The organism is Enterobacter sp. BIDMC93 (assembly GCF_001037805.1).
GTDB classification, from domain to species: Bacteria; Pseudomonadota; Gammaproteobacteria; order Enterobacterales; family Enterobacteriaceae; genus Enterobacter; species Enterobacter hormaechei_C.
Map to the genome: position 1 here is coordinate 1183459 of NZ_KQ089962.1, position 14350 is coordinate 1197808.

General features: G+C 55.6%; 15 protein-coding genes. 7 read left to right on the forward strand and 8 right to left on the reverse strand.

Going from position 1 to position 14350, the window contains the following annotated elements:
- Window positions 1-34: 34 nt before the first annotated feature.
- Window positions 35-1198, reverse strand: coding sequence for an alcohol dehydrogenase (yqhD, locus tag SK58_RS05590; protein ID WP_032103337.1), 1164 nt, complete (start codon window positions 1196-1198; stop codon window positions 35-37).
- 195 nt (window positions 1199-1393) lie between these two features.
- On the opposite strand from yqhD, the gene SK58_RS05595 reads away from it, so the two are divergent.
- Window positions 1394-2293, forward strand: coding sequence for an AraC family transcriptional regulator (locus SK58_RS05595; RefSeq protein WP_017382749.1), 900 nt, complete (start codon window positions 1394-1396; stop codon window positions 2291-2293).
- Between the two features lie 45 nt (window positions 2294-2338).
- Here the strand turns inward: SK58_RS05595 and yghB are convergent, their stop codons facing one another.
- Window positions 2339-2998, reverse strand: a complete 660-nt coding sequence (yghB, locus tag SK58_RS05600) for a DedA family general envelope maintenance protein YghB (RefSeq protein ID WP_015571869.1) — start codon at window positions 2996-2998, stop codon at window positions 2339-2341.
- A 142-nt stretch (window positions 2999-3140) separates the two neighbouring features.
- Window positions 3141-4328, reverse strand: coding sequence for a cystathionine beta-lyase (metC, locus tag SK58_RS05605; protein ID WP_015571868.1), 1188 nt, complete (start codon window positions 4326-4328; stop codon window positions 3141-3143).
- Window positions 4329-4579: 251 nt separating this feature from the next.
- Here metC and exbB point away from each other — a divergent pair, with 251 nt between their 5' ends.
- Together exbB and exbD are read left to right on the forward strand one after the other, a co-directional pair.
- A complete protein-coding gene (gene exbB, locus SK58_RS05610) occupies window positions 4580-5311 on the forward strand; it encodes a tol-pal system-associated acyl-CoA thioesterase (protein ID WP_003862482.1) in 732 nt (243 codons plus the stop codon).
- Window positions 5312-5315: 4 nt separating this feature from the next.
- Window positions 5316-5741 (forward strand): TonB system transport protein ExbD, encoded by a 426-nt coding sequence (exbD, locus tag SK58_RS05615; protein WP_001251472.1) that lies wholly within the window; start codon window positions 5316-5318, stop codon window positions 5739-5741.
- Between the two features lie 80 nt (window positions 5742-5821).
- On the opposite strand, the gene SK58_RS05620 is transcribed toward exbD, so the two are convergent.
- Both SK58_RS05620 and SK58_RS05625 read right to left on the reverse strand, forming a co-directional pair.
- Window positions 5822-6247, reverse strand: coding sequence for a hypothetical protein (locus SK58_RS05620; protein ID WP_017382748.1), 426 nt, complete (start codon window positions 6245-6247; stop codon window positions 5822-5824).
- Between the two features lies 1 nt (window position 6248).
- On the reverse strand, window positions 6249-6653 hold the full coding sequence (locus tag SK58_RS05625; RefSeq protein ID WP_032649523.1) for a hypothetical protein: 405 nt from the start codon (window positions 6651-6653) through the stop codon (window positions 6249-6251).
- 103 nt (window positions 6654-6756) lie between these two features.
- Between SK58_RS05625 and SK58_RS05630 the strand changes: the two genes are divergently transcribed.
- On the forward strand, window positions 6757-7260 hold the full coding sequence (locus SK58_RS05630; protein ID WP_015571866.1) for an ESA_00282 family adhesion-associated protein: 504 nt from the start codon (window positions 6757-6759) through the stop codon (window positions 7258-7260).
- 43 nt (window positions 7261-7303) lie between these two features.
- Window positions 7304-7792, forward strand: a complete 489-nt coding sequence (locus tag SK58_RS05635; protein WP_006811956.1) for a TIGR00645 family protein — start codon at window positions 7304-7306, stop codon at window positions 7790-7792.
- A gap of 77 nt (window positions 7793-7869) precedes the next feature.
- On the opposite strand, the gene SK58_RS05640 is transcribed toward SK58_RS05635, so the two are convergent.
- Window positions 7870-8910: an aldo/keto reductase gene (locus SK58_RS05640; protein ID WP_045343997.1), complete on the reverse strand. Its 1041-nt coding sequence runs from the start codon at window positions 8908-8910 to the stop codon at window positions 7870-7872.
- Window positions 8911-9061: 151 nt separating this feature from the next.
- Between SK58_RS05640 and SK58_RS05645 the strand changes: the two genes are divergently transcribed.
- A complete protein-coding gene (locus SK58_RS05645; RefSeq protein ID WP_015571864.1) occupies window positions 9062-10609 on the forward strand; it encodes a methyl-accepting chemotaxis protein in 1548 nt (515 codons plus the stop codon).
- 2 nt (window positions 10610-10611) lie between these two features.
- On the opposite strand, the gene fucR is transcribed toward SK58_RS05645, so the two are convergent.
- Together fucR and yghU are read right to left on the reverse strand one after the other, a co-directional pair.
- Window positions 10612-11361 carry an L-fucose operon activator gene (fucR, locus tag SK58_RS05650; protein ID WP_040118106.1) on the reverse strand — a complete coding sequence of 250 codons (750 nt, stop codon included), beginning with the start codon at window positions 11359-11361 and terminating at the stop codon, window positions 10612-10614.
- 76 nt (window positions 11362-11437) lie between these two features.
- Window positions 11438-12304, reverse strand: coding sequence for a glutathione-dependent disulfide-bond oxidoreductase (gene yghU / locus SK58_RS05655; protein ID WP_003862465.1), 867 nt, complete (start codon window positions 12302-12304; stop codon window positions 11438-11440).
- Between the two features lie 183 nt (window positions 12305-12487).
- Here yghU and gss point away from each other — a divergent pair, with 183 nt between their 5' ends.
- Complete coding sequence (gene gss, locus SK58_RS05660) at window positions 12488-14350, forward strand: bifunctional glutathionylspermidine amidase/synthase (protein WP_015571862.1); 1863 nt, start codon at window positions 12488-12490, stop codon at window positions 14348-14350.

Sequence of the window (14350 nt, forward strand, 5' to 3'; positions counted from 1 at the left end):
TGTCAAAAAACGAAAGTCAGGATCCTAAAAACGCTTAGCGTGCCGCTTCGTAAATACGACGGCTGACGTCCAGGGTGATGTCGCCATGCTCGCCGATCTGCGTCATACCGTGTGCTTCCAGTTTCGCCAGCAGGGCAGGGATGGAGCTGCCGTCCAGGCCGTAGCCAGAGAGACGCGTTGGCACGCCCAGGCTTTCAAAGAAGTGACGGGTGGCTTCAATCGCGGCATCGATACGCGCATCGTCGGAACCGTCGGTGATGTTCCACACGCGTTCGGCGTACTGGAGCAGTTTGGCGCGTTTAGCGTCACGTTTTTCGTTCCACAGCGCAGGCAGAACTACCGCCAGCGTCTGGGCGTGATCCAGGCCGTGCATCGCCGTCAGCTCGTGGCCGAGCATATGGGTAGCCCAGTCCTGCGGCACGCCTGCGCCGATCAGGCCGTTCAGCGCCTGGGTGGCAGCCCACATCACGTTGGCACGCACGTCGTAATTTTCAGGCTCTTTCAGCGCTTTTGGACCTTCTTCAATCAGCGTCAGCAGAATGCCTTCCGCGAAACGATCCTGAATTTTGGCGTTTACCGGGTAAGTAACGTACTGCTCAACGGTGTGAACAAAGGCGTCGACCACGCCGTTCGCCACCTGACGCGCAGGCAGGGTATAGGTGTAAACCGGATCGAGGATCGCGAACACGGGCTGAACGTGTTCGTTCATAAAGGCCTGCTTGTCACCGGTGGTTTTACGGGAGATGACCGCGCCTTTGTTGGACTCTGATCCGGTGGCCGGCAGCGTCAGCACGGAGCCCATCGGGATCGCACTGCTGATGTCGCTGCCGCCCGTTTCCAGAATATGCCACGGGTCGATGTCGTCAGCGTAATGGGCCGCCGCCGCGATGAATTTGGTGCCGTCCAGCACGGAACCGCCGCCCACCGCCAGCAGGAAGGTAATTTGCTCCTCACGGGCGATTTTTACCGCGTTCATCAGCGTTTCATAAGACGGGTTAGGCTCGATACCGCCGAACTCGCGCACGTCCAGACCTTCCAGAGCGCTGTACACCTGATCCAGTACGCCGGTTTTTTTCACGCTGCCGCCACCGTAGGTGATCAGCACACGGGCGTCAGCGGGGATTTGCGCGCGCAGGTCGGCGATGGCGTCTTTACCAAACAGAATGCGGGTTGGGGTATGAAGATTAAAGTTGTTCATGGCTTGTTCCCTGTAGTGGGTAAAAAATCGTGGTGGCGCAGAAGGCAACCTGATGCTGCTCATTGTGGCGGGCAGGCGCTATCCTCTCAATGCACATTCCTGCCGATGTCTTGCCCATTTCTACAGCGCGCTGGAGAAACGGTAAGAAAATGCGCACACTGTCAGCGTCGGAAACCGTACCCGGAGTAACTGAAAATGAACCGTGATGCCATCTGCCGCCAGCTAACGTCGCAGATTAAAAGACTGATAGATAACGGAAATGATTCGGCTGAGCTGTTGCCGGATATTCGATTGCTGTACGGTACCCAGCCCGGGACGCGCACCCCGGTGATGTATCAGCCCGGCATCGTGTTTCTCTTTTCTGGCCATAAGATTGGCTATATCAATGAGCGCGTGTTCCGTTACGACACCAATGAATATCTGCTTCTGACAGTACCTTTACCCTTCGAATGTGAAACTTTCGCGACAGAGGAGGTACCGCTGGCCGGGATCCGCGTCAACGTCGACATCCTCCAGTTGCAGGAGCTGCTGATGGAGATTGGGGAGGACGAACTTTTCCGGCCGTCAATGGCGGCAAGCGGTATCAACTCCGCGACCCTGTCGGAGGAAATTCTCTGCGCGATTGAACGCCTGTTAGACGTGATGGAAAGGCCGCTGGATGCGCGTATTCTCGGAAAACAGATTATCCGCGAAATTCTTTACCATGTGCTGCTGGGACCGGGCGGCGGGGCGCTGCTGGCGCTGGTAAGCCGGCAAACGCACTTCAGCCTGATTAGCCGCGTGCTGAAGCGCATCGAGAGCCAGTACACGGAAAACCTCAGCGTTGACCAGCTGGCGGCGGAAGCCAATATGAGCGTCTCGGCGTTTCACCATAACTTTAAATCCGTCACCAGCACGTCGCCGTTGCAGTACCTCAAAACCTACCGTCTGCATAAGGCGCGGATGCTGATGATCCACGATGGCATGAAGGCCAGCGCCGCGGCGATGCGGGTCGGGTATGAAAGCGCGTCGCAGTTTAGTCGGGAGTTTAAGCGCTACTTCGGCGTCACGCCGGGGGAAGATGCGTCACGTATAAGAACCATGCAGGGAGCCTGAGGGGAAACGGAGGCCGGGTAAGCGGTAGCGCCACCCGGCTTTTATTTATGCGCTGCAATACTTTTTCTTAATCACTACCGCAATGGTACCCACCAGCCCTGCAACCAGCAGGAAAATCGGCAGGATCATCAGGAAGGTCATCACCTGGTCTTCATGGCGCTTAACAAAGGGGATCATATTCAGCGCGTAGCCGAGCGTGGTGACCACGCCTACCCAGAGCAGGGCGCTCAGCCAGTTGAAGAACTGGAAGCGGCGGTTAGAGAGGCCTGAAATACCCGCCATGGTAGGCAACAGGGTACGAACAAACGCCAGAAAACGCCCGGCGAGTAACGCCAGCAGGCCGTGACGGTCAAACATGCAGGTCGCGCGCTGGTGATATTTATGCGGCAGCTGCGCCAGCCAGCCTTTCACCACGCGAGTGTTTCCAAGCCAGCGCCCTTGCAGGTAGCTCAGCCAACAGCCGAGACTGGCCGCAGAGGTGAGGATCACCATTGTCGGTGCGAAGTCCATCACGCCCTTGCCGATTAACGCCCCTGCGAGCAGGAGCAGGCTGTCACCGGGTAAAAATGAGGCTGGCAGTAATCCATTTTCCAGAAACAGCGTCGCGAACATCACGAAATAGACAATCCCGACGACATGCGGGTCCGCCAGCGCGGCAAAATCGTGTTGCCAGAGCGCCGTGATGATATTTTGAATAACAGCCATGGACTTTCCTGTGGAACAGCAGATATAACGCTATTGTACTCCCAATTTTGCCTGTCGGGGTTGATCGCAGGCGCATCTCATACAGACTTTTCTGCTTGCGGTGTTCAGAATAGCGTCCGGGGAGTACATTTCAGCCAGCACTTTACACGATGCGCTCAAATCCTGCCGATAAATCCGCAATTAAATCGTCCACATTTTCCAGCCCAATATGCAGGCGGATTAAGGTCCCCTCGAAGTCCACCTCGCCGCCCGGGCGCAGGGCCGCAATCTGCTCCGGCTGGTTGGGCAGGATCAGCGATTCAAACCCACCCCATGAATAGGCCATGCTGAAGAGGGTAAAGTTATCCAGATAGCTTGCCAGTTCGGCGTCATTCAGGCGCTTTTTAAGAACAAATGAGAACAACCCGCTGCTACCCGTAAAGTCACGTTGCCAGTATTCGTGGCCCTTGCTGCCCGGCAGCGCCGGATGGTTAACGCGCTCCACCTGCGGATGCAGCGCCAGCCACTGTGCAATTTGCAGGCTGCTTTCGTGATGCTGACGCAAACGCACACCGAGCGTACGGATGCCCCGGCTGGTCATGTAGGCGGTATCGGCATCCACCATCTGGCCCATCAGGTAGGCGTTTTCACGCAATTGATCCCAGCAGCGGGCGTTAGACACCGCCGTACCGATCATGCCGTCGGAATGGCCAATCAGGTATTTGGTCGCCGCCTGAATGGAGATATCGATGTCAAATTCCAGGGCTTTAAACAGCACACCTGCCGCCCAGGTGTTGTCGATCATGATGATCGCTTCCGGCGCTATGCTGCGCACCGCCTTCACGATGGCCGGGACGTCATGCACTTCCATGGTGATGGAGCCGGGAGATTCCAGGAACACAACGCGCGTGTTGGGCTGAATAAGCGCGGCAATACCGGCCCCAATCAGCGGATCGAACCAGCTGGTGGTGACGCCGAGCTTGCTGAGTATTTTGGTGCAGAAGTCCTGGCTTGGCTCGTAGGCGGTATTGGTCATCAGGACGTGGTCACCCTGTTCCACAAACGCCAGAATGGTATTGGCGACCGCCGCCGCGCCGCACGGGAACAGCGCGCAGCCCGCGCCGCCCTCCAGTTCGCACATGGCTTCCTGCAACGAGAAATGGGTTAACGTGCCACGACGACCGTAAAACAGCCCGCCCTTCGCGCGATTACGCGTAGCGATTTTTTTATCTTCAACGGTATCAAACACCAGCGAGGAGGCGCGCTGGATCACGCTGTTGACCGAGCCCTGCGTGTATTTTTTACTGCGTCCTGCCTGCACCAGCGTGGTCTCAAGCTGCTTTTTAGTCATGTTCGCTAACCCTATTTTTATACGTCTGGACGTCCAGACTACCACGATTGTCAGAATGTGCATCCGGATGCTTATCGAATAAGCAGAAAATATTATCAAAAATTCGCATAAGAAATTTTTACTGCGTAAGCGCAAGGAAAGTGAGCGAAAATTACGGCACTATGTAAATACTAATGAGAACTACTATCAATTCGACGACGTTTTGATATTATTACGTTCAGATTTTGTGATTTGCGTCCTGGAGATACAGAGTGGGTAATAATTTGATGCAGACGGATCTCTCCGTTTGGGGCATGTATCAACATGCTGACATCGTAGTTAAGATTGTGATGATCGGCCTGATTCTGGCGTCCGTGATCACCTGGGCTATCTTCTTCAGCAAGAGCGCCGAACTTCTTTCACAAAAACGCCGCCTCAAGCGTGAGCAGAAGCAGCTGGCGGAAGCCCGCTCTCTGGATCAGGCTTCTGATATCACCTCATCCTTCCATGCGAAAAGCCTGACTACCCTGTTAGTGAACGAAGCGCAGAACGAGCTGGAACTCTCCGCAGGCAGTGAAGATAACGAAGGCATTAAAGAGCGTACCGGCTTCCGTCTGGAGCGTCGCGTTGCGGCCGTGGGTCGTCATATGGGCCGCGGTAACGGCTACCTGGCGACTATCGGCGCCATCTCCCCGTTCGTCGGCCTGTTCGGTACCGTCTGGGGCATCATGAACAGCTTTATCGGTATCGCCCAGACGCAGACCACTAACCTTGCGGTCGTCGCGCCGGGTATCGCAGAAGCGCTGCTGGCCACGGCTATCGGTCTGGTTGCCGCTATCCCGGCGGTTGTTATCTATAACATCTTCGCGCGCATGATTGGCAGTTACAAAGCCACACTGGGTGACGTTGCCGCGCAGGTTCTGCTGCTGCAAAGCCGCGATCTGGACCTGAACGCCAGCGCCGTTAAACCGGTACATGCGGCGTCCAAACTGCGCGTAGGTTGATTGTATGGCAATGCGTCTTAATGAAAATCTGGACGATAACGGTGAAATGCATGAGATCAACGTGACGCCGTTTATCGACGTCATGCTGGTTCTGCTGATTATCTTTATGGTTGCCGCACCGCTGGCGACGGTGGACGTGAAGGTGAATCTGCCTGCGTCCTCCAGCCAGCCGCAGCCGCGTCCGGAAAAACCTATTTACCTGTCCGTGAAGGCCGATAAGTCCATGTTCCTGGGCAACGATCCGGTAACGGATGCCTCGGTTATTCCGGCGCTGGACCAGCTGACCGGCGGCAAGAAAGACACCACCGTCTTCTTCCGCGCGGATAAAACCGTCGATTATGAAACCATGATGAAGGTAATGGACACGCTGCATCAGGCGGGATACCTGAAGATTGGTCTGGTCGGCGAAGAGAAAGCGGCCGCGAAGTAAAACGAAAGCTTTTGCCGCCTTCCCTGCCGGGTGGCGGCGTCGCCTTACCCGGCCTGCATTCCGCAACAATCATTGTTGACTCACACTGAAGGCGCCGTCGGCGCCTCTTCATCAAGCGCTACACAGGTCACGTTTGAAGTTCGGTAATGACCTTCCGAGAGTTTACGGGTCAGGCGCAGGGTGGCTGTCTCGCGTGCCAGCAGGTACTGATAGTTCGCCTCCAGTCGCCCGAGGATCTTCTCTTTAAGCTCAGGGCGCTGTTCAATAATGGCGTTCATCACCGCGCCGTAAATCTCCTCCTTGGCCTGCAAGGCGTAAATCTCCCGACGATTCTGCCATTTCAGGCGCACCAGCGTGGCCGGAATCGAAACCAAATCCTGCGTAATTCGCGTCATCTCGTCATTTTTTATCTTTTTCAGGGCGTCGAGATTCTGCTTTAAGATAAATTCATCGCTTTTCTTATCATCTAAAGTCAAATAAACGTTATTACCGCTGTCATCATTCACGTTAATCTTCCCCCAGGTTATAAAAAATGGGATTGTTTTTTTCACGCGTAATTAAATTAAGCCAAATTTCATTGCCGGCCTCATTTATTTGCTGCGTTTTCTCGGTCATTATTTGACTTAGCGTCTGGGCATCTATTTCCCCTTCGGCCTGTAAATCATTTAGTAGATGAACTAAGGCTTCAATCTTGATGGCGCGAAATAAACGCTCTTTTAAATGGCGATCGTGCTCTTCCAGCACCATATTACGGGATTTGCCGGTGCGTGAAACACCAATTAATATGTCGGCTTCATAGTCGGAGAGTTTTCTTTTTCCTTGAGTGAAATTCGCCTCTTTATCTGCTTCCGTCGAAGGCTGTTCCACAGGCGTAATGTGGTACTTTGCCGGGACAAGATTGTCGGGCAGCATTTTAATTTCCTTTAATTTCAAAAAAGGTGGGGGTGGAAAAAGGGTGAGATTCGTTGACAATAACATGAGGCAATTTTAAAATCAAAAAAAATGGAGCCTACCCATGAACAGCATTTTCTTTACGGTCATAACGTTACTATTACTGACCGCTGGCGTGCTTTTATTGATGCAAGCGTTAAATAAAACGAAAGCGTCAAAAGACGCCAGTGAACCGCCGCAGCCTGAATTGATGTCGAAAGAGGAGGGGGAAGATCATTTCTCCGTATTGATGAACGCCGTGACGCCGGTCTGGTACTGGCGGGTAAATCACGAATATATCGATTTTCTCCATGCGACAATTAAGCGAATGAAAATGGCTGAAATTAATGATACGCCCGGCCTGTTCGACGCGCAGCGCCGTTGTAGCGACCTTAATTCGGCGGTTTATAAATATTACGACAATATCAAAAAGCGCTGTCTGAATGGCGAGAAGGTGTCGTACTCCGATTTAGACGTATTAAATCTGCGCCAGTGTTTTCGCGAGTTTAGCCTGGAAGCCTACCCGGAACTGGTCGCGCTGGTCTGGCCGGAGTATGCGCGTCCGGATGTGGATCCCAACGAGGTATAGTTGAGATATACTAAGCGCTGGTTTCGTTTGCAGACAGGATTTTATGGAACGCTTCTTTGAAAACGCAATGTATGCCTCTCGCTGGCTGCTCGCACCCGTCTATTTTGGTCTCTCCCTGGCGTTGGTCGCCCTGACGATCAAGTTCTTCCAGGAGATATTTCACGTCCTGCCAAACATTTTCTCCGTGGCAGAAGCCGATTTGATTCTGGTTCTGCTGTCGCTGGTGGATATGACGCTGGTGGGGGGGTTACTGGTGATGGTGATGTTCTCCGGTTATGAGAATTTCGTCTCTCAGCTTGATATCGCCGAGCACAAAGAAAAGCTCAACTGGCTGGGAAAAATGGATGCCTCATCGCTGAAGAATAAAGTCGCGGCGTCGATTGTGGCGATTTCGTCTATACACCTGTTACGCGTCTTTATGGACGCGAAAAACGTCCCGGATAATAAGCTGATGTGGTATGTGATTATCCACCTGACGTTTGTGCTGTCGGCGTTTGTGATGGGGTATCTGGATAAGATCAGTAAGAAATAAATCCACCACGCCCCTCACCCTAACCCTCTCCCCAGAGGGGAGAGGGTTAGGGTGAGGGGCGAAAGCATCGGACTGCACTATTTATCCGACGACGCCTGCCACAAATTCAGCTCACCATCCGCAACGTGCTGGTCAATCCGCGTCAGTTCATCTTCGCTAAAGCGCAGGTTATTCAGCGCCTGAACGTTCTCTTCCAGCTGCTCCGGGCGGCTCGCGCCAATCAGCACCGACGTTACACGCTCATCTTTCAACAGCCAGCTTAGCGCCATCTGCGCCATCGTCTGCCCGCGCGCGTGCGCCATCTCGTTCAGCAAACGAAGGCTGCTCAGGTTGGCTTCCGTCAGCATTTTCTCCGTCAGGCCGCGCACTTTTTTCCCTTCGCGTTGCATACGTGAACCGTCCGGAATACCGTTCAGGTATTTTCCGGTCAGCAGGCCCTGTGCCAGCGGGGTAAAGGCGATACAGCCCGTTCCGTTTTTCTCCAGCGCGTCCAGCAGGCCGGTCTTGTCGACCCAGCGGTTAAGCAGGTTGTAAGACGGCTGGTGGATCAAAAGCGGGATCTTCCACTCGCGCAGCAATTCGGCCATTACCGCCGTGCGTTCCGTGGAGTAGGACGAAATGCCGACGTACAGCGCTTTTCCGCTCTGCACCGCGTGCGCCAGCGCGGAGGCGGTCTCTTCCATCGGCGTGTTTTCGTCTACGCGGTGAGAATAGAAAATATCCACATACTCCACACCCATGCGTTTCAGGCTCTGGTCGAGGCTGGCGAGCAGGTATTTACGTGAACCGCCCGAACCATACGGCCCTGGCCACATGTCGTAGCCCGCTTTGGTGGAGATGATCAGCTCGTCACGATACCCGGCAAAATCCTCCCGCAGCAGACGGCCAAAATTCTCTTCAGCGCTGCCCGGTGGGGGGCCGTAGTTGTTGGCAAGGTCAAAGTGGGTAATACCGAGATCGAAGGCCTTACGCAGCAGCGAGCGCTGGGAATCGAGCGGCTGAACGTGACCGAAGCTGTGCCACAGGCCTAGCGACAGTGCCGGTAAGCGCAGGCCGCTTTTGCCGCAGTATCGGTACTGCATGTTTTCGTATCGGCCGGTGTAAGGGTGCCAGGACATGATGTCTCCTTTCTTGTCGGTGAATTTTCGAAACAACGTTTTCATTCTATGCCGACTCGATAACAAAAAAGTATATTTTCTGCGGTATCTGCCGATAAAGAGGGTAGTACTCGCCTCTGGGCGAATTCACCCTCACGGCAAGGAATACTCAATGAAGATGCTTCGTAATTTCACCATCCGTTTCGTCATGCTGACGATACTGGGGATCTTTTGTGTCATGTGGGCAGGCGTGGGGCTTTACAGCACCTGGTCTCTGTCTCGTGTTTCTGATGGTAATGACGTTGACCGCCAGCTGGTCCGGCAAATGACGGTGCTGAGCCAGGGCAACGATCAGTATTTCCGTTTCGTCACCCGCCTGAGCCGGGCGATGGAAGTTAAAGCGGCGGGCGGCACGCCGGACCTGGCTCCTGCTCAGCAGGCGCTGGATAACATGAGTAAAAAGCTGGCAGAGATGAAAGCTATCTCTCCGGGCCCGATGGATGAAAAGGTGTCTGCGCAGGTGATTTCCACCTGGCAGGCGCTGCTCGATCGTGGCGTGACGCCGCAGATGGCGCAGGCGAAGCAGGCGACGCTCGAAGGCTATCGTCAGCATGCCAACAACGTCACGCCGCCGCTAAGCCGTGCATTCGGGTCAGCGGCTGAGAACTTTAACAACACCGCGGCGAAGGCGCTCGACAGCACGCGCGTGGTGGTCGACGGCCTCACCAGCATGACCCGGACGGTGATTATCACCGCCACGATCGTGGGTCTGCTGATCCTGCTGTTCACCGACCGCTACCTGGTGGCGATACTGGTAAAACCGCTGGATCGTATCCGTCAGCAGTTCCGCCAGATTGCGCAGGGCGATCTCAGCCAGCCGATTGAATCCTTTGGCCGCAACTGCGTGGGGCAACTGGTGCCGCTGCTGAGCGCCATGCAGGACAGCCTGCGGGAGGCAGTCAGCACGATTCGTTCCGGCAGCGAGAATATCTGGCGCGGGGCAACGGAGATCTCCAGCGGGAATAACGATCTCTCTTCGCGTACCGAAGAGCAGGCCGCCGCGCTGGAAGAGACCGCGGCCAGCATGGAGCAGCTAACCGCAACGGTGAAGCTGAACGCCGAAAGCGCGCGCCAGGCCAGCCAGCTTGCGGATGTCGCCTCCAGTACGGCCAGCCGCGGCGGGTCGCTGGTGGAAGATGTGGTTACGACCATGAGCGGCATTTCGGACAGCTCGAAAAAAATCGCTGAAATCACTACCGTCATCAACAGCATCGCCTTCCAGACCAATATTCTGGCGCTGAACGCCGCGGTGGAAGCGGCCCGGGCCGGTGAGCAGGGGCGTGGCTTTGCGGTCGTGGCGGGAGAGGTACGTAATCTGGCCAGCCGCAGCGCGAATGCGGCCAAAGAGATCGAAGGGCTGATTGCAGATTCCGTTGCCCGCGTGGAGCAGGGGGCGCAGCTGGTGAACGATACCGGCACCACGATGGAAGCGATCCTGCGCGACGTGACGGAAGTGACCGTCATTATGAAGCAGATCGCCACCGCGTCAGAGGAGCAGAGCAAAGGTATTTCTCAGGTCGGCGTTGCCATCACGCAGATGGACGGCGTGACCCAGCAGAACGCCTCGCTGGTGGAGCAGGTTTCCGCTGCCGCCGCCGCACTGGAACGGCAGACCGAAGAACTCCAGCGCTCAGTGCAGAAATTCCGTCTCACCGCGTAACCTCATCGTGTCAGGCCGTCTCTGGCGGCCTGACGTTTATCGCTCTGAATAATATGTGTCACCTGCGACAGCTGACCAATTTTCACTTCGCTTGCCCGCTTAAATTTACTTTTGTCGATCAGCAACAGCGACTGACTGGCACGGTTTAACAGCAGCGCCTTAAAGCCCGCGTTGTGCTCGGACGGATCCCAGAGGACGCCATGCTCATCGACCCCTTCACACGAGAAGATAAACAGATCGATCTCCAGCCCTTTTAGCTGCGTCACCAGCGCCGGATTAACATAGCAGCGATACTTACGCTCAAGCGTTCCGCCGGAGCAGATAAGCGTGATCCGCTCGCGCTTTGCCATCTCGTGGCAGATAGGCAGGCTGTTGGTAAATACGGTGAGGTCGATGTCCGGCAACTGGCGCGCCAGATGAAAGCAGGTGGAGCTGGCGTCGAGGGCGATGGTCATCCCTTCGCTGATCCAGCCCAGCGCGTGGCGGGCAATATCGGCTTTGTCGGCATAATGGCTTTTCAGGCGTGCGCCAAAGGGTTCACCGCTGTCGCGGCTGTCCGGGTGAATCAGACGCGCGCGCCCGTGCTGGCGCAGAAGCTTCCCCTGCTGCTGTAACGACTTCAGATCCCGGCGGATCGTCTCTTTGCTGACGGAGAGCTTTTCAGCCAGCACCTCGGTAGTCAGCCAGTCGCTTTGACTCAGCAGGGTGATAAGGCTCTGCTGTCGGGTCGCTTTTAGCGTCTGGTCTGACATACGAGGCTCCTTGCGCACGCGTGCTGACGCATTTTTCTCATCGCGGAAGAAGGGCGGCGAACCGCCCGGTCATGGATCAACCCTGACGTTTATCTTCCGTCTGGGTATCGAAGTCGCTCGCTGAATGGCGCTCATGCAACTGCTCGTTCAGCTCGCCGTTGGTACGGTTAACAATGCGTCCGCGTTTAACAGCCGGACGATTCGCCACATCTTTTGCCCAGCGCTGCACGTTGGTGTACTTCCCGGCATCCAGGAACTCGGCGGCGTTATACACGCTGCCCAGCGCCACGCAGCCAAACCATGGCCAGACCGCCATATCCGCAATGGTATATTCCTCACCCGCTACGTAACGACCGCGCGCCAGCTGTTTGTCCAGCACGTCGAACAGGCGTTTAGCTTCCATGGTGAAGCGATCGATAGCGTACTCAATCTTCACTGGTGCGTAGTTATAGAAGTGGCCAAAACCGCCGCCGAGGAACGGGGCCGCGCCCTGTAACCAGAACAGCCAGTTCAGGGTTTCCGTTCGTCCTGCCGGATCTTTTGGCAGGAAGTGACCAAATTTCTCGGCCAGATAGAGCAGGATATTGCCGGATTCGAAGACGCGCGTCGGCGGGGTGGTAGAGTGGTCACGCAGCGCCGGGATCTTCGAGTTCGGGTTCACGTCGACAAAACCGCTGGAGAACTGATCGCCCTCACCAATGCGGATTAACCATGCGTCGTATTCCGCGCCCGTCACGCCCAGCGCCAGCAGCTCTTCCAGCATGATGGTCACTTTCTGTCCATTCGGCGTACCGAGAGAGTACAGCTGGAGCGGGTGCGCGCCCACAGGTAGCTCTTTCTCGTGCGTCGCGCCCGAGACGGGACGGTTGATATTGGCGAACGCGCCGCCGTTATTCTGTTTCCATTCCCACACTTTCGGTGGCTGATAGGTGTTATCTGACATGTTGGCCTGCCTTTTTGGTGTTGTGTTGAGGCAGTGTAGCAGGAGATGCAGGAACCGTTTAACGATGCGAGCGTAATGGGCAGGGCGGGTGTATGATAACGCCACCTCTGTCAGTTAATTACAACGTGCAGACGACGACAACCCCACAAAAAAATTGCCGCCTGCCTGTTTTAGGTTGGACACATGCGTAAAGGAACGTTAAGCAGTGACGCACCCTTCGGGACGTTATTAGGTTATGCGCCGGGTGGCGTGGCGATTTACTCTTCAAACTACGGCAGTCTCGATCCGCGTCACTACCCGGAAGACGCGGAATTCCGCAGCTATATCGGCAACGAATACATGGGTCATAAATGGCAGTGCGTTGAATTTGCGCGCCGTTTCCTGTTTCTCAATCACGGGTTTGTCTTTACCGACGTCGGGATGGCGTGGGAGATCTTCTCCCTGCGTTTTTTGCGCCAGGTGGTAAACGACAATATTCTGCCGCTACAGGCCTTTGCCAATGGCTCAAAACGCGCGCCGCAGGCCGGTGCGCTGCTCATCTGGCAAAAGGGCGGTGAGTTTCATGAAACCGGCCACGTCGCCGTTATTACCCAGCTGCTGGATGACAGAGTGCGCATTGCCGAGCAGAACGTTATTCACTCCCCGCTGCCGATGGGGCAGCAGTGGACGCGCGAGCTGCGTCTGAGCGTGGAGGACGGTTGCTATACGCTTCATGACACGTTCAACGATACCGAGATCCTCGGCTGGATGATCCAGACGGAGGAGACGGAACACAGTATTCCTCAGCCGGAGATCGACGGTGAACTACTGAAAATCAGCGGCGCGCGATTGAAGAACAACCGTCAGTTCGACGGAAAATGGCTCAATGAAAACGACGCCCTGCAACAAGCGTACGTTCGCGCCAACGGCCACGTTATCAACAACGATCCCTGCCAGTACTTCACCATTACCGAAAGCGCCGAGCAGGAGCTGATCAAAGCCACCAACGAACTGCATCTGATGTACCTTCATGCCACCGACAAGGTGCTGAAAGACGACAGCTTACTCGCGCTTTTCGACATCCCGAAAATTCTCTGGCCGCGTCTGCGTCTTTCATGGCAGTGGCGTCGTCACCATATGATCACCGGTCGTATGGATTTCTGCATGGATGAGCGCGGCATCAAGGTTTACGAGTACAACGCGGATTCCGCCTCCTGCCATACCGAGGGCGGGCTCATTCTTGAAGAGTGGGTGAAAAACGGCTATCGCGGCACCGGCCACAATCCGGCGGAAGGCTTGCTGGAGGAGCTGACCGGCGCATGGAAGCACAGCCACGCGCGGCCGTTCGTCCATATCATGCAGGACAACGATATCGAAGAGGATTACCACGCGCTCTTTATTCAGCGCTCGCTGATCCAGGCCGGGTTTGAAACCAAAATCCTGCACGGACTGGGCGCGCTGAGCTGGGATGCCGCCGGGCAACTGATTGATGATGAAGGCCGTCACGTCAACTGCGTATGGAAAACCTGGGCGTGGGAAACGGCGATTGAGCAGATCCGCGAGGTGAGCGAAACCGAGTACGCCGCCGTGCCTATCCGTACCGGTCACCCGCAAGGTGAAGTGCGCCTGATTGACGTCCTGCTGCGCCCGGAAGTGCTGGTCTTTGAACCGCTGTGGACGGTGATCCCAGGTAACAAGGCGATCCTGCCGGTGCTGTGGCAGCTGTTCCCGAACCACCGTTACCTGCTGGATACCGATTTTGAGGTCAACGATCTGCTCAAACGGACCGGTTATGCCGTTAAACCGATCGCCGGACGCTGCGGGAGCAATATCGATCTGATCGGCGCCCAGGACGAACTGCTGGACCAGTCCAGCGGCAAGTTTGTTGACCGCAAAAATATCTACCAGCAGCTATGGTGCCTGCCGAAAGTTGACGGCAGATACATTCAGGTCTGCACCTTTACCGTGGGCGGGAACTATGGCGGAACCTGTCTGCGCGGGGATGACTCGCTGGTGGTGAAGAAAGAGAGCGATATTGAACCGCTGATTGTGGTGAAAGATAAATAA

Bases quoted from the DNA above. Each gene is read 5' to 3' on its own strand.
- SK58_RS05595 (WP_017382749.1), top strand. From the start codon at position 1,394: ATGAACCGTGATGCCATCTGCCGCCAGCTAACGTCGCAGATTAAAAGA.
- yqhD (WP_032103337.1), bottom strand. From the start codon at position 1,198: ATGAACAACTTTAATCTTCATACCCCAACCCGCATTCTGTTTGGTAAA.
- fucR (WP_040118106.1), bottom strand. From the start codon at position 11,361: ATGTCAGACCAGACGCTAAAAGCGACCCGACAGCAGAGCCTTATCACC.
- SK58_RS05645 (WP_015571864.1), top strand. From the start codon at position 9,062: ATGAAGATGCTTCGTAATTTCACCATCCGTTTCGTCATGCTGACGATA.
- SK58_RS05635 (WP_006811956.1), top strand. From the start codon at position 7,304: ATGGAACGCTTCTTTGAAAACGCAATGTATGCCTCTCGCTGGCTGCTC.
- SK58_RS05640 (WP_045343997.1), bottom strand. From the start codon at position 8,910: ATGTCCTGGCACCCTTACACCGGCCGATACGAAAACATGCAGTACCGA.
- SK58_RS05625 (WP_032649523.1), bottom strand. From the start codon at position 6,653: ATGCTGCCCGACAATCTTGTCCCGGCAAAGTACCACATTACGCCTGTG.
- yghU (WP_003862465.1), bottom strand. From the start codon at position 12,304: ATGTCAGATAACACCTATCAGCCACCGAAAGTGTGGGAATGGAAACAG.
- SK58_RS05630 (WP_015571866.1), top strand. From the start codon at position 6,757: ATGAACAGCATTTTCTTTACGGTCATAACGTTACTATTACTGACCGCT.
- exbD (WP_001251472.1), top strand. From the start codon at position 5,316: ATGGCAATGCGTCTTAATGAAAATCTGGACGATAACGGTGAAATGCAT.
- gss (WP_015571862.1), top strand. From the start codon at position 12,488: ATGCGTAAAGGAACGTTAAGCAGTGACGCACCCTTCGGGACGTTATTA.
- metC (WP_015571868.1), bottom strand. From the start codon at position 4,328: ATGACTAAAAAGCAGCTTGAGACCACGCTGGTGCAGGCAGGACGCAGT.
- yghB (WP_015571869.1), bottom strand. From the start codon at position 2,998: ATGGCTGTTATTCAAAATATCATCACGGCGCTCTGGCAACACGATTTT.